This window comes from Sphingomonas sp. Leaf21 (genome assembly GCF_916858675.1).
In the GTDB taxonomy this organism is placed as follows: domain Bacteria; phylum Pseudomonadota; class Alphaproteobacteria; order Sphingomonadales; family Sphingomonadaceae; genus Sphingomonas.
Genome location: NZ_CAKASM010000006.1, coordinates 124,686 through 148,131, shown reverse-complemented (window position 1 = coordinate 148,131; position 23,446 = coordinate 124,686). Strand labels below are relative to the sequence as shown.

The window sequence follows — 23,446 nt, the reverse complement described above, 5'->3', positions numbered from 1 at the left end:
GGCGCTTGAGGCCGGGATCTCTCACCTCGAGCGCGCGCTTGCGGCACGAGACCCCGGCTTTCGCCGGGGTGACGGACAATTACGCGAAGATCTTCGCGAACTGGTCGAGCGCGGCCTTGAGCTTGCCCTTGGCCTCGTCGCCCAGATCCTTGGTGTCGCGGATCATCGTCAGCACATCGGCGTGATCGTTGCGCAGGTACGCCAGCATCGCCGACTCATAGCGGACGACCTGCGCCACCGGCACGTTGTCGATATAGCCGTTGGTGCCCGCGAAGATCGACGCCGTCTGCTCCTCGAAGGGCAGCGGGTTGAACTGCGGCTGCTTGAGCAGCTCGGTCAGGCGCGCACCGCGGTTCAGCAGCTTCTGAGTCGAGGCGTCGAGGTCCGAGCCGAACTGCGCGAAGGCGGCCATTTCGCGATACTGGGCCAGCTCCAGCTTGATCGAGCCCGACACCTTCTTCATCGCCTTGGTCTGCGCGGCCGAGCCGACGCGGCTGACCGACAGGCCCACGTTGATGGCGGGGCGGATGCCCGCGAAGAACAGGTCGGTTTCGAGGAAGATCTGGCCGTCGGTGATCGAGATCACGTTGGTCGGGATGTAGGCCGACACGTCGCCCGCCTGGGTCTCGATGATCGGCAGCGCGGTCAGCGAACCGGCGCCGTTGGCGTCGTTCATCTTGGCCGCACGCTCGAGCAGACGGCTGTGCAGATAGAACACGTCGCCGGGGTATGCTTCACGGCCCGGCGGACGGCGAAGCAGCAGCGACATCTGGCGATAGGCGACGGCCTGCTTCGACAGATCGTCGAACACGATCAGCGCGTGCATCGCGTTGTCGCGGAAATACTCGCCCATCGCGGTGCCGGTGTAGGGCGCGAGGAACTGGAGCGGGGCGGGCTCCGACGCGGTCGCGGCGACGACGATGGAATATTCCATCGCGCCATTCTCTTCGAGCGTCTTGACGAGCTGCGCCACGGTCGAGCGCTTCTGACCCACGGCGACGTAGATGCAGTAGAGCTTCTTCGACTCGTCGGTGCCGGCGTTGACCGTCTTCTGGTTGATGAAGGCGTCGATCGCGACGGCCGACTTGCCGGTCTGGCGGTCGCCGATGATCAGTTCGCGCTGGCCACGGCCGACGGGAACGAGCGCGTCGATCGCCTTCAGGCCGGTCTGGACCGGCTCATGCACGCCCTTGCGCGGGATGATGCCCGGCGCCTTCACCTCGACGCGGCGGCGCTCGGTCGCCTCGATCGGGCCCTTGCCGTCGATCGGGTTGCCCAGGCCGTCCACGACGCGACCCAGCAGGCCACGGCCGACCGGCACGTCGACGATGGTGCCGGTGCGCTTGACGATGTCGCCTTCCTTGATCTCGGCGTCCGAGCCGAAGATCACGACGCCGACATTGTCGGCTTCGAGGTTGAGGGCCATGCCCTGCACGCCATTGGCGAACTCGACCATCTCGCCCGCCTGGACATTGTCGAGGCCGTAGATGCGCGCGATGCCGTCACCGACGCTCAGCACCTGGCCGGTCTCGCTGACCTGGGCCTCGGTGCCGAAATTGGCGATCTGGTCCTTGATGACCTTGGAGATTTCTGCGGCGCGGATATCCATGGGAACGTCAGCCTTTCATCGCGCTGGCGAGCGCATTCAAACGGGTGCGGATCGAGCTATCGATCATCTGGGAACCGATGCGGACGACAAGCCCGCCGAGCAGGTCGGGATCGACCGACAGGTCGACCGAAACCTCGCGGCCGACGCGGGTGCGCAGCTGCTGCTTCAGCTCGGCGACCTGCGCGTCGGTCAGCGGGTGGGCGCTCGTCACCTCGGCCGCGACCTCGCCGCGATGGCGGCTGGCCAGCTGGCGAAAGGCACGGATGATCTGCGGCAGCGCCGACAGGCGCCGATTCTCGGCGAGGACGCCGAGGAAATTCTTGGTGATCGCATCCAGGCCAAGCGTATCGGCCACGGCCAGGATCGCCTTCACGGCGGCCCCACGCGCCACGACGGGGCTCTTGGTCAGCGCGGCCAGATCCTCATCGGCGGCCAGCGCGTCGCGAAGGGTTACGAGGCTCGCCTCGATCGTATCGATCGAACGGCGCTCGGCGGCCGTTTCGAACAGCGCGAGCGCATAACGACCACCCAGGCTCGCCTGGATGCCGCCTGTGCCGCTTATAGTACCGCCGGACATCTCCACGGATGCGAATTCCTCGAACAACGAACGGGTTGGCCCCATGGGGAACGGGGCGCGAAAAACGCGCCTCCGATGGGTTGGCGGGCGGTTAGCATCGGGAACCAATCGATGCAAGCTGCGTGGCGCATCTTGTGACAGGATCGTGACGCAAGATTAACCGCTTTGGCCGCAAGCCGTGGGATGAATGCCACAGCGACCCTGATAAGATGGCCGCCATGAGCCCAGAGCCTCCCTCCCCGGCCCCGGCCCCGGCCCCGGCCCCGGCCCCGACCCCGATCGACGAGGACAGCGCCTGGGACGCCTTTTCTCGCCGCGACCGTCTGGCCGACGGACGGTTCGTCGTCACGGTGCGGACGACTGGCATCTATTGCCGCCCGAGCTGCGCCGCACGCCGCCCCCGGCGCGAGCATGTCCGCTTCCACGCGACGCCCGAGGCGGCACGGGCAGCGGGTTTCCGGCCGTGCCTGCGCTGCCTGCCCGATCAGGTCGCGCGCGACCGGCTGGCGGTGGCACGCGCGCTCGCCCTGCTGGAGGAAGCGGACACCGTCCCCGCGCTGACCGACCTGGCCGAGGCCGTCGGCTATGCCCCGCATCATTTCCATCGTCTGTTCAAGCGCGCGACCGGCGTGACGCCCGCCGCCTATGCCCGTGGCCTCCGCAACCAGCGGGCGGATATCGCGCTGCGGCATCAGGGCAGCGTGACGGCGGCGCTCTACGAGGCGGGCTATGCCGCGCCCAGCCGCTTCTACGCGGACAGCGAGACGCGCCGGGGCATGACGCCCGGCCGGTGGCGACGCGGCGGGGACGGCGCGGCGATCACCTGGACCATGATCGCCACGCCCCTGGGACAGCTGCTGGTCGCCATGACCGTGCGGGGTCTGGCCCGGCTCGCCTTCGACGAGGACGCCGCGCGGCTGGCGGAGCATTTCCCCGCCGCGAGGATCGACGCGCTCGGCGACGGCGACGCCGAGGCCATTCGGGAGCGCATCGCGACACTGGCCTGTCCCGATCCCGCCCTGCCGATCGGCGCACGCCGCATCGCCTTTGTCGAAGCGGTGACCCAGGCGCTCGCCGCGCGCGATCAGCCCCCCGAACGGCAGCTATAGACCAGCTTCTCATTGGGCAGCGGCGGCAGGAGCTGGCGAATCTGTGCCTGCTCGCCCTGAAGATTCTGGAGCGCGGTGTCGGTCTTGACGCACGCCCTGGGCGTGGTCGGCTGGTGCAGCTTGCGGATCGCCTCCATCGTCGCGGCGGGCAGCAGATACCGCGTCTGGGCATAGGTCCGGGTCAGGGGGTCGAACCGCGCCACCGTCACCGTCGGCTCCTCGTCCGGTACGATGATCCGCTGCCAGCCCCCCTCGCCCTCCAGGAACTGGACATGCCCGTCGGCACAGCCGTTCGCACCCCAGTCGAGCCGGGTTTCGGCGGTCGAGGATATGGTGATGCGGCTGCGATCGGGTTGCAGCGTGCAGATCATCGCGCCCATGGCCTTGCCGGGTGCCGTGACGCTGGGCAGCACGGCGGCCTCGCGCGGCAGGGTGATCTCACCCGAGGGCCGCAGCAGGAAGACGACGACCGCCACGACGATCGCCACGCCCCCCGCCGCGCCGGTCCAGATCGCCGGACGCCGCTGCCCGCGCGATTCGAGCAGCCCCGCGCCGCCGAGCGCGAGCGCACCGCCGACCAGCAGCAGCGCGGCGATGGCCATGACGTTCTCCCGCGACCGCTCGGCTTCAGCGCGGGCGGTGTTCAGCGCTTCCTCGCGGCGGATGGCGGCGCTGTTGGCGGCCTCGCGCTTGGCGGCGGCGGCATCGGCGATCATCCGGGCGTCCGCCGCGCTATCCTCGCGCAGCCGCTCCTCGATCGACGTGCAGGGGACGCCGACCGCCGTATAGGGCTGCTTGGCCGCGCGCAGGAACGCCATGAGTTCGGTATCGGCGATCGCGAAGCCGAAGGTCGAATCGCCGTCATCGGCACGCGTCAGCGCCGAATTGACCCCGATCACCCGCCCGCAGGGATCGAGCAGCGGTCCGCCCGAATTGCCCCGCGCGATGCTGGCGGTGTGGAGCAGCACCTCTATCCCGGTCAGCGCGCGCCGGCCTGAGGCCACGCCCTGCGACCGCACTGGCGACAGCGGGCGGATATAATCCGCCGCCGACTGCGCCGTCGCCAGGTCGACATTGCCCGGATAGCCAAGCGCGATGACCTGATCGCCCTCGGTCACCGGACCCGTGAAGAGCGCGGCGGGCGGCAGCTTCGCCTCGCTCACCTCGATCAGCGCGAGATCGCGGCGCGAGTCATAGGCGATGACGCGCCCCTGATAGGATTTGCTCCCCTCCGAGGGGACGACGCCGATCACGACATTGTCGGGATAGCGCTCGGCCAGTTCGACGACATGCGCGTTGGTGACGATCCGGTTGGGCGCGACTGCGAAGCCCGATCCGTGGCCGAATCCCGCCACCTCGTCATCGACCATCGCGATCGTGACCACGCGAACAACCCCGCGCGCGGTGGCGGCGATATCGTCCGCTCCCGCCGCGACGGGGAGCAGTCCGACCAGCAGGAGCAGGGCGGAAAACAGGGGGGTGAGGACGGACCGGCTGAGCATCGAAACAGCGCCATATCGTGCCCTTTCCATCCCCCGCAACCGCGATCGGTTAGGCATATGGTAAATCTTGGCAATTACTGACGGGTCCCATGGCTTGGGAAATTGCGCGATGAATGCGTTCGGTCGTCGTCAGGGTGTGGGTAGCGCGGCGGGAGGCCGTCCGGCCTTCGGCGTCGCGCGTCCGATGCATGGTCCCGGCCCCGCGCCCCGCCCCGATGCCGAGGCGCCCGCCCCCGGCGGCCAGCAATTCCCGCCGCTCAGCGCGCTGGAAGGCGTCGAGGTTGCGCCGCCCGCCACCGCCGCCGACGCGATGCAGCGGCTGGCCGATCGTCAGGCCGCCAGCGTCGAGGCGTCTCCCGCCCGCGGCGAGGGCTTCGAGGCGTCGATCCACCGCATCAAGGAACAGGTCCTCCCCCGCCTGCTCGAACGCGTCGATCCGGAAGCGGCGGCGACGCTCGGCAAGGACGAGCTGGCCGAGGAATTCCGCCCGATCATCGGCGAGGTGCTGGCCGAGCTGAAGCTGACGCTCAACCGGCGCGAACAGTTCGCGCTGGAAAAGGTGCTGGTCGACGAGCTGTTGGGCCTGGGTCCGCTCGAGGAGCTGCTCGCCGATACCGATATTACCGACATCATGGTCAACGGCCCCGAGCAGACCTATGTCGAGCGCAAGGGTCGGCTGGAACTCGCCAATATCCGCTTCCGCGACGAGGAGCATCTGTTCCAGGTCGCGCAGCGGATCGTCAACTCGGTCGGCCGTCGCGTCGACCAGACCACGCCGCTGGCCGATGCGCGCCTGAAGGACGGCAGCCGAGTCAACGTCATCGTGCCGCCGCTGTCGCTTCGCGGCACCGCCATCTCGATCCGCAAATTCTCCGCCAAGCCGATCACGCTCGACATGATGGCGGCAGGCGGGTCGATGAGCCAGGACATGGCGACACTGCTCAAGATCGCGGGCGCGTCGCGGTTCAACGTCGTCATTTCGGGGGGCACCGGCTCGGGCAAGACGACGATGCTCAACGCGCTTTCCAAGATGATCGACCCGGGCGAGCGCGTGCTGACCATCGAGGACGCGGCCGAACTCCGCCTGCAGCAGCCGCACTGGCTCCCCCTCGAAACCCGTCCCGCCAATCTCGAGGGACAGGGCGAGATCAGCATCCGCGACCTCGTCAAGAATGCGCTGCGTATGCGGCCCGACCGGATCATCCTGGGCGAAATCCGTGGGTCCGAATGTTTCGACATGCTGGCGGCGATGAACACCGGCCATGACGGCTCGATGTGCACGCTCCACTCCAACTCCCCGCGCGAGGCGCTGGCCCGCATGGAGAACATGGTGATGATGTCGGACATCAAGGTGCCCAAGGAGGCGATCAGCCGCCAGATCGCCGACTCGGTCGACATGGTGATCCAGGTCAAGCGCCTGCGCGACGGCAGCCGCCGCGTGACCAACATCACCGAGGTCATCGGCATGGAAGGCCCGGTGATCGTCACGCAGGAGCTGTTCAGCTTCGAATATCTCGACGAGGGCACCGACGGAAAGATCATCGGCGAGTATCGCTCGGCGGGGCTGCGCCCCTATACGCTGGAAAAGGCCAAGCAGTTCGGCTTCGACAAGGCGCTGCTGGAAGCCTGCCTGTAGGCTTTCTCCTTCATCTTTCCCCCGCCCCTCTCCGAGGGGGAGGGGGAAAGATGAAGAAGCCATCCCCGGACCACCTCGCGCGCAGCTTCCGCCTCGGCTAGGCGTTGGGCGGTGATGCCTCGTCCGATCTATCTCGCTCCCCTGCCCCTGCTGCTCGCCGCCGCGATGATGGCGCCGCTGGCGTCGCGCCCGGGCAAGCATTCCGCCGCGCCCGTCGTCGAGGATGTCGTCGCCGCCGCGGCGCGCGATCCGGGCGTGACCACGCTCGCCCCCGATGCCGAGGCGCGCTGGATCCCGTTCCAGTTGACGCCCGGCAACCAGATCCGCTTCACCATGACGATCGACGGACGCAGCCTGACCGCGATCCTCGACACCGGGGTCAGCTTCACCCTGTTGTCGCAGACCTCTCCGCTGGCGGTGAAAGGCAAGGTACGGCCCGGTGGACAGGCCAGCGCGATCGGCGGTGCGGTCGCGATCGGGTGGATGCCGACGCGGACCCTGTCGCTCGGCGGGCTGAGCCGCAGGGGCGGCGGGGTCGCCGTCGCGCCGTTGCCCGCGCTGGCGACGGGCGATGCGACCGCCGTCGATCTGCTGGTCGGGCGCGACCTGCTCGCCGCGCATGCGCTCGACATCGATTATCCGGGCAAGCGCTTCCGCCTGATCGCGTCGGGGCGGATGCCCTTTACCGGGGCGACCGCGCCGCTCGTCGTGTCGCCCGAGCGGCGGGTCTATGAAAGCGTCGTCGGGCTGGGCGCGGCGCGGCTGTCGCCCGTCATCCTCGATACCGGCGACGGCTCGGCGCTGACCGTGACGCAGGCGGCGTGGCGCGCGGCGCGGCTGACCTCGCTGCCGACGACCACCGCGATCGGCTTCGGGCTGGCGGGGCCGAGCGTCAACGACCTCGCCATCGCGCCGACCGTCCGGCTGGGGACGCTGAGCGCGCATGAGGTGGAGGTGCGGATCGAGCCGCCCCAGGGCTTCAGCGAATCGGTCGGCGTGGCCGGGCGAATCGGCTCGGGCTTTCTCCAGCGCTATCGCGTGCTGCTCGATCCCGGCGCCGGGCGGATGATCCTGTCGCCCGGACCGCAGGCCGACGCACCGGCGGCACGGTCGACGGTCGGGCTGCTGCTCGGCGTCGCGAGCGACCGGTTGCGGGTGCTGCACGTCATGCGCGGCGGGCCCGCCGCCAGGACCGGCTGGCGCGAGGGCGACACGATCTGCGCGATCGACGGACAGCCGATCCCACGCGACTATGTCGACAGCGCGCTCGCCCGCTGGACGGTGGGCAAGCCCGGCACGACCGTGGCGCTCCGGACCTGCGACGGGCAGGACCGGACTCTGACCCGCGCCCACTTCTACTGACGCCGCTTTCCCCACTCGCGCGCCACGGTGTAGCCGAGATAGCCCGTGCCGAAGAGCGTATAGAGCGGCTCCGGGATGGCGGCCAGATAGGCGGCCATGCCCCGGATCATCGCCGCCGCCATCGCCGGACGGACCCCCGCGAGCAACCCCATGGGAATGCTCCACAAGAGCAGCGCGTACATGACATAGAGGAAGCTCGGCCGCGCTCGCCGGGTCCAGACATCGGCGCCGTCTTCCCCGGTCACGACAGGCGATCCGCGAGCCAGCCATAGAGGAACGCCTCATTGGCCGGACGCCGCTCGGCCAGGGTCAGATAGCGTTCGCCCTGCAAGGCCTCCACCGCCTTGAGCAGCACGACCTCGCCCGCCGGTCCGCGATGACGGAGAAAGGCATCGAGCGCCGCCAGCGTGGCGGGGCCGATCCGTCCGTCGGGGGTGAGATCGGGATAGTCGCGCTCGCCGCGATTGAGCGCGTTGAGCGCGCGTTGCAGGAACCCGGCCGACACCGCCGTTCCCATGTTGACGCCGGTGTCGAACAGCTCAGCCGCCAGACGCGGTGCGCGGCTGGCCACCCGGTCGAGGCCCGGCGCGGTCCAGTAGAGGCGGCGATAAATCGCCTCCGCGCGGGCCAGCGGCAGGCGGCGCATCGGCCCGGCATAGCCATCCGCGCGCGCCACCGCCTCGCTGATCCCGAACCGCGTCGCGCCGCCGCGATCGGCGGGATGGTCGCTATAATCCCCCTCGCGCGCGATCACCTGCGCGATCAGTGTGTCGATGTCCTCACCGTCCATGTCGCTCTCCCCCGTTTGCGGGGGATACGAACCATATCGGTTCGCTGTAGGACAGCGCTTTCTGATCCCCCCGGCATGGGGAGGATTGTGCTCAGTCCAGAACCGACCGGGCGAGCGCCAGGGTGCCGAGCGGTCCGGCCTGGTCACCCAGCTGCGCATGGACGATCCGGTTGGCGACCTGCGCCGCGTCGACGAAGGGCAGGTAGCCCGACAGCTTCTCGACCGTCGCGTGGCGGACCATGTCGAGCAGATGCGGCTGGCCGACGCCCACGCCGCCGCCGATCACGATCCGGCCGCAGGCGAGCGTCAGGAACAGCCCGGCAAAGCTCTCCGCGATCGCATCGGCGACGAAGGTCCAGGCGGGATCGTCCGCCGCCAGTTCCTGCGCGGGACGGCCGACACGCGCCGCGATCCCCGGCCCCGCGACCAGTCCCTCGAGGCAATCGCCATGGAAGGGACAGGCCCCGGCAAAGTCGTCGCCCGCGACGCGACGGACGCGGACATGCCCCGCCTCAGGGTGCATCCGGCCTGAGACCGGCTGGCCATTGACGATGATGCCCATGCCGACGCCGGTGCCGATCGTGACATAGACATGGTCGGACAGGCCGCGCGCGGCGCCCCATTGCCCCTCGGCCAGCGCCGCGCCGGTCACGTCGGTGTGAATCGCGACCCGATCGCCGAAGCCCTCGGACAGCGCGCCCGCCACGTCGGCACCCGCCCAGCCGGGCTTGGGCGTCGCGAGCATATGGCCATAGTCCATGCCGGTCTTGTCGAGCGCGATCGGGCCGAAGCTGCCGATCCCCAGCGCCTCTGGCTTATATTGCTCGCGCCATTCGGCCAGCCGCTGCGCGAGCGCGGCCAGCGTGATCGCGGGGGTGGTGGTCGGCAAGCGCTCGGACACCAATATGTCCCGCCCGCGTCCGATCAGCACAATCGATTTCGTACCGCCCAACTCGACGCCAGCGACGATCCGATCCTGTGCCTCGGTCATTCCATTCTCCCGCGAGATACCCGTGTTTCTGCGCTCTGCGCCTGCGCGAAACCGAGCGTCCGGGTCAAGAGCGGCGTGGAAGAAAGGCCGGGACAGTCATGCCGCGATTCAAAGCGCGCACAGCGCGGCGAGACGGTCGCTCCGCAGGTTCAGGACATGCGCCGCCGCCAACGCCAGGCCGCCCATGACGGTCAGCGGCGTTCCCGCCACGCCACCCTCGAACACCACGCCCAGGGTCAACAGGCCGAGCCCGACCGCACCGCCGATGACCGGCGCCGCACTGCCATGCCGCCGCCAGCCGCGCAGCAGGGCGGTGGCGCTCAACGGCACGGCGATCGCCAGCATGACGATGTGGAACGCCTCACCCAGGTCGATCCATGTGGCGATCGACGGCAGGAAACCGATCAGGACCGGCAAGGCCAGGCAATGGAACAGGCACAGGGTCGACGCGGAGATCGCCATATGGTCCAACGCACGCCGCGCCGTCCGTGGCGGCAGCGCGATCGCCTGTCCCTCGCCATTCCCGTGTCCGATCATGATCTTGCCTTTCCGCCGCCCCGGCAGGACGCAAATGATATCTTGTATCACCAAGCGCAAGCCCCAAGGCCGGATTCATCGGGTTTAAATTGTATTCCGTATATTCTACCTTGTCCCGGCAGCGGAGGAGTCACGGCATATGGTAATCAAGCGTTGGGCCCTTTGGGCAAGCCTGTCAGCGCTCGCCGCGCATGGCGCGTCCGCCCAGTCCAGCGACCCGCGACCCGAATGGGAAAACCCCGCGATCGATCATATCGGCAACACGCCGATGCACAGCAGCTTTGCCGGTTTCGAGACGCGCGCCGCCGCGCTGGCGGGGGACACGGGCAAGTCGCGCTATTACCTGTCGCTGGACGGCCTGTGGCATGTCCAGATGTCGCCCAATCCCGAGGCGCGGCCGGTCGGGTTCCAGGATCCGGCGCGCGACGTGTCGGGCTGGCGCACGGTGAAGGTGCCCGGCATCCTGCAGGCGGAAGGGCTGAGCCGACCGGTCTTCGTCGGCAGCGGCTATCCCTTTCCACGCAACCAGCCCTTCATCGAGCATCGACTGAACGAGGTCGCTTCCTATCGCCGCGACTTCACCCTGCCCGCGCAATTCGCCGGGCGGCGCCTGCTGCTGAATATCGGGGCGGCGGGGGCGGCCTATTATCTCTGGGTCAACGGGCAGAAGATCGGCTATTCGGAGGATTCCAAGCTTCCCACCGAATTCGACATCAGCCGCGCGGCCAAGCCGGGCAGGAACGTCATCGCGATCGAACTCTATCGCTTTTCCGACGGCAGCTATCTGGAAGACCAGGACTTCTGGCGGGTCAACGGGATCGAGCGGTCGATCACCCTCTATGCCGCGCCGCAGACGCATATCCGCGACCTGGGGATCGATGCCGGACTGACCAACGGCTATCGCGACGGCACGCTGTCGGCCTCGATCGATCTGGAGGGCGCGACGGCGGCGACCAGCGTTCGCGCGACCCTGTTCGACGGCAAGCGGACGGTGCTGACCCGCACCGCGACGCCGACCGGCACCACCGCGACGATCACCGCCGAGGTGCCGGGCGTGAAGACGTGGAGCGCCGAAGATCCCAACCTCTACACGCTGCTGGTCGAACTGCTCGACGCGGACGGCAAGCTGGTCGAGGCGACCAGCCGCCGCATCGGCTTCCGCACCGTCGAAGTGGCGGGCGGCGAGGTGCGGGTCAACGGCAAGCGGATCATGATCCGCGGCGTCAATCGCCACGAGCATGACCCGCATAGCTTCCGCGTCGTCTCCGAAGAAACGATGCGCAAGGACATCGCGTTGATGAAGGCCGCCAACCTCAACGCGGTCCGCACCTCGCATTATCCCAACGATCCGCGCTGGTACGACCTGGCCGACGAATATGGCCTGTACGTGATGGACGAGGCCAATATCGAGAGCCACGGCTATCTCAGCCTCACGCAGGTGAAGAACGACCCGACGCTGAACCTCGGCCACAAGCCCGAATGGGCCGCCGCGCATCTCGACCGGGTGCAGCGCATGGTCGAGCGCGACCGCAACCACCCCTCGATCATCTTCTGGTCGCTGGGCAATGAAAGCGGCGTGGGTCCGAATTTCGAGGCGGCGGCGAAATGGATCCGCCAGCATGACAAGACGCGGCTGATCAATTTTCTCGGCTATAGCATGAGCGGCTGGCGTCACCCGACCAACGACTATGTCGACATCTTCGCGCCCATGTACGACGATGTCGAAAAACTGGCCGATTATGCCCAGCGCCCCGAATTCACCCAGCCGCTGATCCTGTGCGAATACGCCCATTCGATGGGCAACAGCCTGGGCGACTTCCAGGGTTATTGGGACACTTTCCGCAAATATCCCAAGCTTCAGGGCGGCTTCGTCTGGGACTGGGTCGACCAGACGATGATCCTCAAGGACAAGAACGGCCGTCCCTATTGGGGCCAGGGGCTGGACTACGATCCCGATCCCGCGGATTCCGGGCTCCACGGCGACGACAGCCCGGTCGGCGACGGCGTGATCCAGTCGGACCGAACCCCCGACCCGGAATATTACGAGATGGCGCATGTCCAGTCGCCGATCAGCTTCACCCAGCAGGGCGGCGGCTGGCAGGTGGTCAACCGCCACGACCATATCGACCTGTCGCGCTTCACGCTGGACTGGACGGTGCTGGAGAACGGCGTCGAGACGGCGCGGGGCGGCATCGCCACGCCCTCGGTCGCACCGGGGCAGAGCGCGCCGCTGTCCTTCGCCCTGCCCGCCGCCAAGGACCCCGCCGCCGAGCGCTCGCTGATCCTGCGCGCACGGACGAAGGCGGGCGCGATTCCGCCGCTCCCCGCGGGCCAGGTCATCGGCTGGGAGCAGTTCGCGCTTTCCGCTCCGACCTTCGCCGCCGTCCCCGCCGGATCGGTCGCGCCGGAGGAGAGCGCCGATGCGATAACGCTGAAAGCCGGCGATGCCGTGCTGGAGATCGATCGCGCGACCGGCCTCGTCCGCCGCTATGCGCGCGACGGCAAGACGCTGCTGACCGGCGGCACGCCCGATTTCACCCGCGCGCCGACCGACAATGACGTGGGCGCGGACGTGCCCAGAAGCCATGCGGTGTGGCGCACCTTCTCCGACAACCGCCGCGTCGATTCGGTGCGCCGCTACGGAAACGCGATCGTGGTCGATCACGACATGGGGATCGGATCGGTCAAGATGCAGACCCGCTGGACCATGGCCCCGGACGGCAGCGCGACGGCGACGGTGCGCTTCACGCCGCTGCGCGCGACCCTGCCCGATCCGCTTCGGGTGGGTCTCGCCTTTGCGATGCCGGGTCGGCAATCGGGGCAGGTGCGCTGGTTCGGGCGCGGCCCCTGGGAAAGCTATGCCGACCGGAAGACCGGCGCGATGATCGCGCGTTGGGAGGGTAAGCTCGCCGACCAGTATCACGACTATGCCCGGCCGCAGGAGAGCGGCAACAAGACCGATGTGCGCTGGATCCAGCTGGACGGCAACGGCACCGGATTTCGCGTGACGGGGGCACAGCCGCTGTCGGTCAACGCGCTGCCCTTCCCCTATGACGACCTCGCCATGAAGCCGCCCGCCAAGGCGCACAGCTCGGACATCTACCCGCATGGCGACGGCACGCTGCTGATCGATGCGGCACAGGTCGGGGTCGGCGGCGATACCGGCTGGAACCTCGATGGACGCGCGCACATGCCGTACCGCATCGCGCTGAAACCGCTGACCTACAGCTTCACGATCGGCGCACCGCGGTGAAGCGGCTTGCCATTCTCGCCCTGCTGCTCACGGCATCGCCGTTGGCCGCGCAGAATGTCCCCGACCGGATCACCAGATCGCTGGCCTTGCGCGACCAGTGGCAATGGCTGACCCGCGACATCGCCTCGCCCGCCGAGTGGGACGCGGACGGGCGGCACTTCCATTATCGCAAGACGGTGGCGGGCGGGTTCGCCTTTGTCGACGTCGATGCCGCCACCCGCGCCAGGGCCCCCGCCTTCGACGCCGCCGCGCTCGCGCCCGCATTGGCGCAAGTGATGGGGAAGGCCATCGACCCCTTGCGCCTGCCCTTCGAGCATTTCGCCTACTCGCCCGATCGCACGGCGATCCGCTTCACCATCGGCTATGAGGACGGCGTCACCTATGATTGCGTCCTCGCCCGGCCGCTTTGTGCCATCGTACCGCCAGACAATCCGGGCCGCCCGCGCGGTTTCGGCGTGGTGCGCGACCTGCGCGTCCCCGCCGACAACCATCCGCGCCTGTCGCCCGACGGCAAGCTGGAGGCGCTGGTCCTCGACGACAATCTGGTCGTGCGCCAGGGCCATGGCGGCAAGGAAATCTGGCGGAGCCAGGACGGCAGCCCTGCCAATTTCTACGACGCCGAAACCATCGCCTGGAGCCCCGACGGCCGGCATATCGCACTCCAGCGAATCCGCCCCGGCTATGCCCGCATGGTCACCCGCGTCCTCGCCTCGCCGCCCGGCAAGGTCCAGCCCGAGGTCGTCCAGCAACTCTATCCCAAGCCCGGCGATGCGGTGGACCAGGAAAGCCCGGTCCTGTTCCGGGTCGCGGACGGCCAGCGCACCGAAATCGACTCGAGCCTGTTCGCAGGAGCCTATACCCTGTCCGCCCCCGAATGGCGCACCGACAGCAAGAGCTTCGCCTTCAACGACCTGAAGCGCGGTTTCGGCGAGGCGAAGATCGTCGCGGTCGATGCCGACAGCGGCGCCGCACATGCCGCCGTAACCGAGACGGCGAAGACCTTCGTCTTCCGCGACCGAATCTGGTCGCATGACGTGAAGGGGCTGGGCCGCGAGATCCTCTGGACGTCGGAGCGCGACGGCTGGCGGCACCTCTACCTGATCGATGGCGCGACGGGTCGCATCGTTCGCCAGATCACCAGGGGCAACTGGCTGGTCCGCGATATCGCGCGCGTCGATGACGAGAAGCGGCAAATCTGGTTCTCGGCCAGCGGCTTCGTGCCCGGCGAAGACCCCTATTACAAGCAGTGGTTCCGGGTCGATTTCGACGGCCGCAACCTGACGCGGCTGACGCGCGAGAATGCGACCCACGAGGTCCGCTTCGCCCCCGACATGGCGACCTATGTCGACGTCTATTCGCGCACCGACCTGCCGGAGACGATGGAACTCCACGATGCGCGCGACGGCCGCCTGATCCAGACGCTGGAACAGGGCGACATCGCCACACTCACCGCCGCCGGGTTCCGCCCGCCGGAACGCTTCACCGCCAAGGGTCGCGACGGCAAGACCGACATTTACGGCCTGGTCGTCCGCCCGCGCGATTATGACCCCGCCAAGCGCTACCCGGTGATCGAGAACATCTATGCCGGTCCGCACGACAGTTTCGTGCCCAAGGCCTTCTGGCCGTTCGGCGCCTTTTCCGGCGGCGACAAGGTCATGGGGATGCAGCAGCTCGCCGATCTGGGCTTCATCGTCGTGATGATCGACGGCATGGGCACCGCCAACCGCTCCAAGGCCTTTCACGACATCGCCTGGAAGAACCTGGCGGACAGCGGCTTTCCCGACCGCATCGCCTGGATGAAGGCGCTGAATGCGAAGGACCCCGCCGCCGACACCACGCGTGTCGGCATCTATGGCGGCTCGGCGGGTGGGCAGAGCACGCTGAACGCGCTGCTGTTCCACCCCGAATTCTACAAGGCCGGGGTCGCCTATGCCGGGTGTTTCGACAACCGGATGGACAAGATCGACTGGAACGAACAATGGCTCGGCTATCCGATCGACCGGAGCTATCTGGACGCCTCGGGCGTGGTCCATGCCGGGCAGTTGCGGGGAAAGCTGATGCTGGTCGTCGGCGAGCAGGACTCGAACGTCGATCCCGCGAGCACGATGCAGGTCGTCGATGCGCTTATCAAGGCCGACAAGGATTTCGACCTGCTGGTCGTCCCCGGCGGCGAGCATACCGCCGGGCGCAGCACCGGGCCGGTGGCCTATGCGATGCGGCGGCAATATGCCTTCTTCCTGAAGGCGCTGCGCGGCGAGGAATAGCGGTGTTGCCACCCATCCCCCACACGCCTATCGCTCGCAGCGCGACAGGTTCCCCTCGGGGATCAAAAGGGAATGGGGTGTGATGCCCCGGCTGCCCCTGCAACTGTAAGCGGCGAGCCGTTCGCCAACGCGCCATTGGGACTCTCCCCGAGAAGGCGGCGGACCGGCACCGACCCGCGAGCCAGGAGACCTGCCCGTCGCGGTCGTCTTTCGACCGGTCAGGGTGTGCCGGACGGACGGGGCTTCCCCCTCGCGCGACGACAGCGCCATTGTGGAGACATGCCCCGAATGACCGAGCCGAACCGATGCTGAAACCCGCCGCCAACGGCCCCGCCGTGGTCGCCTGCAACACCTGTCGCCTGTCGGACGACGTGCGAGAGAATGCGGACGGCAGGCGCGGTGGCGCATTGCTGGTCGAGGCGTTGCGCCGCGTCCACGCGTCCGATCCCGCCTATGCCGATGTCGCGGTCGAGGAGATGCCCTGTCTCTTCGCCTGCCAGTCCTTCTGCGCCATCCATCTGCGCTGCCCCGGCAAGGTCGGCTATGTGATGGGCAAGTTCACCCCCGACGACGATGCCGCGCGCGCCATCCTGGACTATGCCCGCGCCTATGCCGACAGCGACTGGGGCCAGGTGCCGTACAAGCAATGGCCGCAGGGGGTGAAGGGCCATTTCCTCACCCGCACGCCGCCCGAGGGATTCGTAGTCGAATGAGCGCCTTTCCGACCATCGCCGATTTCGACGCCGCGCTCGCCTCGCTGCCCCGACCCGACCGAGCCGCACGCGACGCCGCCACCGCGCGGCAGGCGCAATTGACCAAGCCCCCCGGCTCGCTCGGCCGCCTCGAGGAGATCGCGGTCTTCATCGCCGGGTGGCAGGGCGTCGAGCGCCCCCGGATCGCACACGGCCGGGCGGTCATCTTCGCGGGCAATCACGGCGTCGTCGCGCGCGGCGTCAGCGCCTTCCCGGCGGAAGTCACCGCGCAGATGGTCGCCAACTTCGCCCACGGAGGCGCCGCGATCAACGCGCTGGCGGCGGCGGCGGGGCTCGCTCTGTCGGTCGTACCGCTCGATCTCGATCGCCCGACCGCCGACTTCACGACCGCCCCTGCGATGAGCGAGGCGGAATGCCTCGCCGCGCTGAATGCCGGGGCCGAGGCGGTGGGCGATGCCGACCTGCTGGTGCTGGGGGAGATGGGGATCGGCAACACCACCCCCGCCGCCGCGCTCGCCGCCGCCAGCTTCGGCGGGGCCGCATCCGACTGGGTCGGTCCCGGCACGGGCGTCGACGCGCAGGGATTGTCGCGCAAGGCGGCGGCGGTATCGGACGGGCTGGCGCTCCACGGCGAGCATCTGACCGGCGCGTTCGAGATCCTGCGTCGTCTCGGCGGGCGGGAGATCGCGGCGATGGCGGGCGCGGTGCTGGCCGCGCGGAGGCGCCGGGTCCCGGTCGTGCTCGACGGCTTCATCGGCACCGCCGCGATCGCACCGCTGGCGATGGTCGAACCGGCGATCACCGGCCATTGCCTGGCGGGGCATTGCTCCGCCGAGCCGGGGCATGTCCGGCTGCTCGCGCGGCTGGGACTCGACCCGATCCTGTCGCTGGGTATGCGGCTCGGAGAGGGCAGCGGCGCGGCGGTGGCGGTACAGGTCATCCGCGCCGCGCTCGCCGCGCATGACGGCATGGCGACCTTTGCCGAGGCGGGAGTCGCCTCCGCATGACCGGCTTCCGCCTGCATCTGCTTCGCCACGGCGAACCCGAACTGACCGGGCGGATGCTGGGACGGACCGACAGCCCTGCGACGCCGCGGGGAATCGCCGCCTGCGTCGGACGCGCGCGGGGCCTGGAGGTCGATCGGCGGATCAGCTCCGACCTGTCGCGCGCGCGCGCCTGTTCCGAGGGGATAGGGCCCAGCATCGTCGATCCCCGCTGGCGCGAACTCGATTTCGGCGCGTGGGACGGGCTGAGCCCCGCCGCGATCGATGCCGCCGCGCTCGACCGCTTCTGGCAGGACCCGGATGCCGCCCCGCCCCCCGGTGGCGAGCGCTGGTCGGATCTGGTCGGCCGGGTATCGGCGGCGATCAGCGAACTGCCGCCCGAACCGACCCTGATCGTCACCCACGGCGGCGCGATCCGCGCGGCGCTGCATATGCTTTGCGGCTTCGATCGGCGCGCCGTCTGGTCCATCGCATTGCCCTATGCGAGCCTGGTGACGCTGGAGGTGTGGGACGGCGCCCCCCGCACCGCGCAACTGACGGGGTTGGTGACGGCATGAGGACGCTGATCGTCGCACTCGGCTTCCTCACGCGGTTGCCCATGCCGCGCGTGGAGGCCGATGCGGACGATTTCGCGCGCGCGATCCGGCTCTATCCCGTGGCGGGCCTCGTCATCGGCGCGATCGTAGCGGGCGCGGGATGGCTGGGCACCAGGGTCGATCCGTGGACCGGCGCGCTGCTGGCGCTGCTCGCCTGGGTGTGGGCGACGGGTGCGCTGCATCTCGACGGGCTGGCGGATCTCAGCGACGGGCTCGGCGCGGCGCATGGCGATCGGTCGCGGCTGTTGTCGGTGATGAGCGACCCGCATATCGGCAGCTTCGGCACGGTGGCGCTGGTCATGCAACTGCTTGCCAAGCTGGTCCTGCTTCACCTCGTGCCGCCTCAGGGCTGGCTGGGGATCATGCTGATCCCGGCGGCGGCGCGGATCGGGCCGCTCGCCTGGGCACGGTGGCTGCCGCCGCTCAAGCCCGGCGGGCTCGGCGCGCTGGTCGCGGGCGCGGCGAGGCCCTATGATCCGGTGATCTGGCTGGTCGTTCTGCTCGCATCGAGTTGGTTCTCGCCGCCGCTGCTGGCCGCACCACTCGCCATCGGGGTGCTGGCATGGTGGTTCCACCGACGTCTGGGCGGGATGAGCGGCGACGTGCACGGCGCAGGCATCGAGTTGACCGAAACCGCGATGCTGTTCGCCGCCGCATTCTACGCCGCCGTCTGAGCGATCCGAAGCAGCGCGTCGCCATCCACATGCGCCTCCAGCACGGCGGCGATGGCGTCGAGCGCGGCATCGACATCGGCGGCGTGGTCCGGCCCCTGCCCGGCCAAGCCGATCCGGGCGAGCCACGCGGCACGCTGCCCCGCCTCGCCCAGCAGGCCATGGATGTAGCTGCCCGCGACCAGGCCGTCGGCGCTCATCGCGCCCTCCGCCCGGCCATCGGCGAGATGACCCACGGGCCGCGCGGTGTCCGGGCCGCTCGTCCGTCCGAGATGGATCTCATAGCCCGAGAAGTCGGCACCCAGCGCCTCGCCCGTCACCGGCCGCACCGTCTTCTCGGCCGTCAGCACCGTCTCGACGTTCAGCAGCCCCAGCCCCGCGACGCTTCCGGCGGGGCCCTCGATCCCATCCGGGTCGGCCACGTTCCGCCCCAGCATCTGATACCCCCCGCACAGCCCCAGCACCGGCCGACCGCGCCGGTGATGCGCGGCGATATCGATGTCCCATCCCTGCGCGCGGAGGAAGGCGAGGTCGGCGATGGTCGCCTTCGATCCCGCCAGCACGATCATCGCGGCATCGGGAATCGGCTCGCCGGGGCGGACCATGACCAGCTCGACCTGCGGCTCCAGGCGGAGCGGATCGAGATCGTCGAAATTGGCGATGCGCGGCGTGACCGGACAGGCGATCACGACCCGCCCGCCGGTGCCCACCCCCGCACGCTCCAGCACCACCGCATCTTCGCTGGGCAGCCGCGCCGCGTCGGCCAGCCAGGGGATCAACCCCAGCGAGCGCCATCCGGTATGCGCCGCGATCACGCCCATGCCATCGGCGAACAGCGCGGGGTCGCCGCGAAACTTGTTGACCAGAAAGCCCCGGATCATCGCGGCGTCGTCGGGGTCGATCACCGCCTTGGTGCCGACCAGCGACGCGATCACCCCGCCGCGATCGATGTCCCCGGCCAGCACCACCGGCACGCCCGCCGCGCGCGCGAAGCCCATATTGGCGATGTCGCCGCTGCGCAGATTGACCTCGGCGGGCGATCCCGCCCCCTCGACGATGACCAGGTCGCACTGCGCCTCCAGACGGCGATAGCATTCGACCACGTCGGGCAACAGGCCGATCCGCCCCTCGCGCCACCGGGACGCGGGCAGCATCCCCCGCACCTGCCCCCGCACGATGAGTTGTGAGGTGCGGTCGCCCTGCGGCTTCAGCAGGACCGGATTCATGTCGACATGCGGGACCACCCGCGCGGCCAGCGCCTGGGTCGCCTGGGCGCGCCCGATCTCGCCGCCATCGGGGGTGGCGGCGGCGTTGTTGCTCATATTCTGCGGCTTGAAGGGGCGGACGGAAAGGCCGCGATTGGCGAACAGGCGGCACAGCCCGGCGACCAGCACCGACTTGCCGACGTCCGAACCCGTGCCCTGGATCATCACGCCAGCCATGCGACACCCCCCGCGATCACCCAGAGGAGCAGGCAGGCACGCGCATAGATTTGCAGGGCGCTGACGATATCGGCGGGGTTCGCGCTCCGCCCCCCGCGCCCGATCCATGGCTTGATCTGGGTCACTCCGTCATAGGCGACCGGCCCGGCCAGCGCGACGCCCAGCGCCCCCGCCATCGCCGCCTCCGGCCAGCCCGCATTGGGCGAGGCGTGGGCGCGCGCATCGCGCGTCATCACCCGCCATCCGCCCGCCCCCGCCAGGCACACCAGCGCCCCCGCGATGCGCGCCGGAATCCAGTTCGCGCCATCGTCGATCCGCGCCGCCGCCCAGCCAAAGGCCCGCCAGCGCGGTTCCTTATGCCCGATCAGGCTGTCGGCGGTGTTGATTGCCTTGTACGTCCACACGCCCGGCAGGCCGAGCAGCAACAGCCAGAACAGGGGCGCGACGATGCCGTCGCAGAAGCTCTCCGCCAGCGTCTCGATCGCGGCGCGCGAGACGCCCGCCTCGTCCAGCCGCCCGGTATCGCGCCCCACCACCCGCGCGACGAGCGCACGGGCGGCAGACAGGTCGCCGCGCGACAGCGCCCCGGCGACGGGGCGGACGTGGAGATAGAGGCTGCGCTGCGCCAGGGCCGGCCACGCCAGCACGGCGTTCACCATCCAGCCCCAGCGGCCGAACAACAGGTGCGCTTCCCGGTTGATCCACCATCCCGCCGCGCCGGTCAGGACGATCAGGGTCAGGATCGTCGCGACGCCCAGCACCCGCCGCATCCCCTCCGACCGGTCGGGCCGGTTGCCCAGACGCTCGCACAGATTGAGGAACCGGGCAAAGCCACCGACCGGATGCCCGATCCGGGCATAAACCCGGTCGGGCCAGCCGATCGCGGCATCGAGCGCCAGCGCCACCAGCGCAATGGGATCAGCCATGGCGCAACGCCTCGTCCAGTCGGGCGAGGTCGGACGCCACGGGGACGCCGAAGCGCAAACGCTCGGGCGCGTCGGCGAAGGGCCGGATCAGAATTCCCGCCGCCGCCAGCCTCAGGAACAGGGCAGCGGCCCCGGGCGTCTCGACCATGCGGAACAGCGGGCATTCCCCCTTCGGCACCAGCCCGTGGCGCACGAGCACCGTGTCCAGCGCCGCCGCACGCTCGACCAGAGCGCTCCGCGTCGCCGCGATCCATGCGCGATCGGCATAGGCCGCCCCGCCCCAGGCGATGGCATGGGCCGAGACCGGCCAGTCGCCCAACAGGTCGCGTAGCCGCCCCACCACCTCCGGCGCGGCGATGACGAAGCCGAGCCTTACCCCCGCCAGCCCGAAGAACTTGCCAAAGGACCGCAGCACGACCACCCGCTCGCCCCCGGCGAAACCGGGCTGCGGCATCGCATCGGCAAAGGCCTCGTCCAGGATCAGCCAGCCGCCCGCCCGCGCCTGCGCATCCGCCAGTCGCGCCAGTTGCCCGTCCGAGCGGTGGACGCCGTCCGGGTTGTTGGGATTGGCCAGCAACAGGCTTCCGGTTCGCCCGGCCCAATGCTCCAATCCCGCATGATCGACCCGCGCCGACGCCACCGCGCCGTGCGTGCCGTAACCGGGCCGCACCGCGACGATCGGCTGGCTCACGCCCAGCATCGGCAACAGGCGAAGCGCCATCTCGCTCCCCGGCACCGCCGCCGCACGTTCCGGCGCGACGCCGAAATGCGCCGCCGCCAAGGCCTCCAACCGGGCGAGCGCGCTGCGGTCGGGCAAGGGCGCGGCATCGACCGCGAGCCCTTCGGGCGGTGTCCAGGGCACCGGGTTGATCCCCGTCGACAGGTCCAGCCACGGCGCGGTCACGGCCGGAAACAGGGCCCTGGCCGCGTCGATCCGCCCGCCATGATAGGTCAGCACGTCCATTTCCGCTTGCCTCACGGCCTCGCTCCCGCAATGCGATGGCGCATGACCAAGCCCCGGACCATTCTCGTCCTCGGCGGTGCCCGGTCGGGCAAAAGCCGCCATGCACAGGCGCTTGCCGAGGCGATGACGCCGCAAGGCTGCTTCATCGCGACGGCGCAGGCCTGGGACGAGGAAATGCGCGATCGGATCGCACGCCATGTCGCCGACCGCGACGCGCGCTGGACCACGGTGGAGGCCCCGCTCGCTCTGCCCGAAGCGATCCGCGAACATGGCCGCGCCGACCGGGTGGTCCTGGTCGACTGCCTGACCTTGTGGCTCACCAATTTGCTGCTGGGCGAGGCGGACCTGACGGCCGCGTCCGAGGCGCTGGTCGCCGCCCTCGATGACGCAGCAGGCCCGGTGGTGCTGGTCAGCAACGAGGTCGGCTTCGGCATCGTCCCCGACAATGCGCTGGCCCGGCGCTTCCGAGATGCGCAAGGCACGCTCAACCAGCGGCTGGCGCGGGTCTGCGACGCGACCGACCTGGTGGTGGCGGGGCTGTCGTTGCGACTTTCAGGAGACACATGATGCGAACCGACGCCGAACATGCCGAGCGCATGGCGAAGAAAAAGGCCGCGCAGGACAACAAGGTCGCCGCACGCGACGCCGAAAAGGGCCTGACCATCGTCCATACCGGCAAGGGCAAGGGCAAGACCACCGCCGCGCTGGGCATGGTGATCCGCGCGGTCGGCCATGGGATGCGCGTCGGCATGGTCCAGTTCGTCAAGGGCGCGATGACCACCGGCGAGGCGGCGGTGCTGGCCCGCTTTCCCGAGGTCGACTTCCACGCGATGGGCGAGGGCTTCACCTGGAACACGCAGGACCGCGCCCGCGACATCGCCACCGCGCGGGGCGCGTGGGACGAGGTCAAGCGGATGATCGCCGACCCCTCCTACGACCTGATCGTCGCGGACGAGCTGAACATCGTGCTGCGTTACGACTATCTGCCGGTCGACGAGGTGCTGGACGTGCTGGCGACGAAGGGCGCGATGACGCATGTCGTCATCACCGGCCGCAATGCGCCCGAAGCACTGATCGAAGCGGCGGACCTTGTGACCGACATGACGCAGGTGAAGCACCCCTTCCGCGAACAGGGCGTGAAGGCGCAGAAGGGCATCGAGTTCTAGGCCCCACCTCCCCGCAGGGGGGAGGGGTTTGGGGTGGGGGCCAGGCCACGGGCGACACCACACGAGGCGAGCCCCTCCCCCACCCCCTCCCGCCTGCGGGAGGGGCGTGACGTGCGGCGAGGTGATCGGCATCAAGCCCCTCCTCCCGGCAGGGGGGAGGGGTTTGGGGCGGGGGCCAGGCCACGGGCGACACCACTCGAGGCGAGGCCCTCCCCCATCCCCTCCCGCCTGCGGGAGGGGCGTGACGGCGGCGGCGTGATCTGCATCAAGCCCCTCCTCCCGGCAGGGGGGAGGGGTTTGGGGTGGAGGCCAGGCCACGGGCGACACCACTCGA

21 protein-coding genes and 1 riboswitch are annotated in these 23,446 nt (G+C 69.4%); of the genes, 11 read left to right on the top strand and 10 right to left on the bottom strand.

From position 1 onward, the window contains the following. Positions 1–79: 79 nt before the first annotated feature. Both atpA and LRP66_RS08025 read right to left on the bottom strand, forming a co-directional pair. Complete coding sequence (gene atpA / locus LRP66_RS08030; RefSeq protein WP_230481973.1) at positions 80–1,609, bottom strand: F0F1 ATP synthase subunit alpha; 1,530 nt, start codon at positions 1,607–1,609, stop codon at positions 80–82. A 7-nt stretch (positions 1,610–1,616) separates the two neighbouring features. Next, positions 1,617–2,186: a F0F1 ATP synthase subunit delta gene (locus LRP66_RS08025; protein WP_230482000.1), complete on the bottom strand. Its 570-nt coding sequence runs from the start codon at positions 2,184–2,186 to the stop codon at positions 1,617–1,619. Between the two features lie 218 nt (positions 2,187–2,404). Here LRP66_RS08025 and LRP66_RS08020 point away from each other — a divergent pair, with 218 nt between their 5' ends. Beyond that, positions 2,405–3,295 (top strand): bifunctional transcriptional activator/DNA repair enzyme AdaA, encoded by an 891-nt coding sequence (locus tag LRP66_RS08020; protein WP_230481972.1) that lies wholly within the window; start codon positions 2,405–2,407, stop codon positions 3,293–3,295. Here the strand turns inward: LRP66_RS08020 and LRP66_RS08015 are convergent. After that, positions 3,271–4,797: a S1C family serine protease gene (locus tag LRP66_RS08015; RefSeq protein WP_230481971.1), complete on the bottom strand. Its 1,527-nt coding sequence runs from the start codon at positions 4,795–4,797 to the stop codon at positions 3,271–3,273. The genes LRP66_RS08020 and LRP66_RS08015 overlap by 25 nt on opposite strands. 109 nt (positions 4,798–4,906) lie before the next feature. Here LRP66_RS08015 and LRP66_RS08010 point away from each other — a divergent pair, with 109 nt between their 5' ends. After that, the gene (locus tag LRP66_RS08010; RefSeq protein ID WP_230481970.1) at positions 4,907–6,433 is read left to right on the top strand and encodes a CpaF family protein; all 1,527 of its coding nucleotides are present in this window, start codon (positions 4,907–4,909) and stop codon (positions 6,431–6,433) included. Between the two features lie 114 nt (positions 6,434–6,547). After that, complete coding sequence (locus LRP66_RS08005) at positions 6,548–7,795, top strand: aspartyl protease family protein (protein WP_230481969.1); 1,248 nt, start codon at positions 6,548–6,550, stop codon at positions 7,793–7,795. Here the strand turns inward: LRP66_RS08005 and LRP66_RS08000 are convergent. The 4 genes from LRP66_RS08000 to LRP66_RS07985 all read right to left on the bottom strand — a co-directional run bounded on the left by LRP66_RS08000 (position 7,789) and on the right by LRP66_RS07985 (position 10,113). Then, positions 7,789–8,040: a 3TM-type holin gene (locus LRP66_RS08000; protein WP_230481968.1), complete on the bottom strand. Its 252-nt coding sequence runs from the start codon at positions 8,038–8,040 to the stop codon at positions 7,789–7,791. The two genes, LRP66_RS08005 and LRP66_RS08000, sit on opposite strands and share 7 nt — an antisense overlap. Further along, positions 8,037–8,585, bottom strand: a complete 549-nt coding sequence (locus tag LRP66_RS07995) for a glycoside hydrolase family 108 protein (protein WP_230481967.1) — start codon at positions 8,583–8,585, stop codon at positions 8,037–8,039. The genes LRP66_RS08000 and LRP66_RS07995 overlap by 4 nt, the downstream gene beginning before the upstream one ends. Before the next feature lie 91 nt (positions 8,586–8,676). Further along, positions 8,677–9,576 carry an ROK family protein gene (locus LRP66_RS07990; protein ID WP_230481966.1) on the bottom strand — a complete coding sequence of 300 codons (900 nt, stop codon included), beginning with the start codon at positions 9,574–9,576 and terminating at the stop codon, positions 8,677–8,679. Positions 9,577–9,684: 108 nt separating this feature from the next. Beyond that, complete coding sequence (locus tag LRP66_RS07985; protein ID WP_230481965.1) at positions 9,685–10,113, bottom strand: MerC domain-containing protein; 429 nt, start codon at positions 10,111–10,113, stop codon at positions 9,685–9,687. Positions 10,114–10,252: 139 nt separating this feature from the next. Here LRP66_RS07985 and LRP66_RS07980 point away from each other — a divergent pair, with 139 nt between their 5' ends. The 6 genes from LRP66_RS07980 to cobS all read left to right on the top strand — a co-directional run bounded on the left by LRP66_RS07980 (position 10,253) and on the right by cobS (position 18,617). Then, positions 10,253–13,366, top strand: coding sequence for a glycoside hydrolase family 2 TIM barrel-domain containing protein (locus LRP66_RS07980; RefSeq protein ID WP_230481964.1), 3,114 nt, complete (start codon positions 10,253–10,255; stop codon positions 13,364–13,366). After that, positions 13,363–15,630 (top strand): S9 family peptidase, encoded by a 2,268-nt coding sequence (locus LRP66_RS07975; RefSeq protein WP_230481963.1) that lies wholly within the window; start codon positions 13,363–13,365, stop codon positions 15,628–15,630. The genes LRP66_RS07980 and LRP66_RS07975 overlap by 4 nt, the downstream gene beginning before the upstream one ends. 29 nt (positions 15,631–15,659) lie before the next feature. Then, a riboswitch (cobalamin riboswitch) is annotated at positions 15,660–15,842 on the top strand. A gap of 93 nt (positions 15,843–15,935) precedes the next feature. Next, complete coding sequence (locus LRP66_RS07970) at positions 15,936–16,343, top strand: DUF1636 domain-containing protein (RefSeq protein ID WP_230481962.1); 408 nt, start codon at positions 15,936–15,938, stop codon at positions 16,341–16,343. Beyond that, positions 16,340–17,350, top strand: coding sequence for a nicotinate-nucleotide--dimethylbenzimidazole phosphoribosyltransferase (gene cobT, locus LRP66_RS07965; RefSeq protein WP_230481961.1), 1,011 nt, complete (start codon positions 16,340–16,342; stop codon positions 17,348–17,350). Before LRP66_RS07970 ends, cobT begins: the two co-directional genes overlap by 4 nt. Next, the gene (locus tag LRP66_RS07960; RefSeq protein ID WP_230481960.1) at positions 17,347–17,904 is read left to right on the top strand and encodes a histidine phosphatase family protein; all 558 of its coding nucleotides are present in this window, start codon (positions 17,347–17,349) and stop codon (positions 17,902–17,904) included. Before cobT ends, LRP66_RS07960 begins: the two co-directional genes overlap by 4 nt. Next, on the top strand, positions 17,901–18,617 hold the full coding sequence (cobS, locus tag LRP66_RS07955; RefSeq protein ID WP_230481959.1) for an adenosylcobinamide-GDP ribazoletransferase: 717 nt from the start codon (positions 17,901–17,903) through the stop codon (positions 18,615–18,617). Before LRP66_RS07960 ends, cobS begins: the two co-directional genes overlap by 4 nt. Here cobS and LRP66_RS07950 read toward each other — a convergent pair. From LRP66_RS07950 to LRP66_RS07940, 3 genes are read right to left on the bottom strand one after another with little or no spacing between them, the layout of a single operon-like run. Then, a complete protein-coding gene (locus tag LRP66_RS07950) occupies positions 18,602–20,056 on the bottom strand; it encodes a cobyric acid synthase (protein ID WP_230481958.1) in 1,455 nt (484 codons plus the stop codon). The genes cobS and LRP66_RS07950 overlap by 16 nt on opposite strands. Next, on the bottom strand, positions 20,044–20,982 hold the full coding sequence (gene cbiB / locus LRP66_RS07945; RefSeq protein ID WP_230481957.1) for an adenosylcobinamide-phosphate synthase CbiB: 939 nt from the start codon (positions 20,980–20,982) through the stop codon (positions 20,044–20,046). Before cbiB ends, LRP66_RS07950 begins: the two co-directional genes overlap by 13 nt. Beyond that, positions 20,975–21,961: an aminotransferase class I/II-fold pyridoxal phosphate-dependent enzyme gene (locus LRP66_RS07940; RefSeq protein WP_329959249.1), complete on the bottom strand. Its 987-nt coding sequence runs from the start codon at positions 21,959–21,961 to the stop codon at positions 20,975–20,977. The genes cbiB and LRP66_RS07940 overlap by 8 nt, the downstream gene beginning before the upstream one ends. A 27-nt stretch (positions 21,962–21,988) precedes the next feature. On the opposite strand from LRP66_RS07940, the gene cobU reads away from it, so the two are divergent. Both cobU and cobO read left to right on the top strand, forming a co-directional pair. Continuing rightward, positions 21,989–22,513 (top strand): bifunctional adenosylcobinamide kinase/adenosylcobinamide-phosphate guanylyltransferase, encoded by a 525-nt coding sequence (gene cobU, locus LRP66_RS07935; protein ID WP_230481956.1) that lies wholly within the window; start codon positions 21,989–21,991, stop codon positions 22,511–22,513. Continuing rightward, positions 22,513–23,112: a cob(I)yrinic acid a,c-diamide adenosyltransferase gene (gene cobO, locus LRP66_RS07930; RefSeq protein WP_443026670.1), complete on the top strand. Its 600-nt coding sequence runs from the start codon at positions 22,513–22,515 to the stop codon at positions 23,110–23,112. Before cobU ends, cobO begins: the two co-directional genes overlap by 1 nt. The last annotated feature ends 334 nt before the right edge of the window (positions 23,113–23,446 follow it).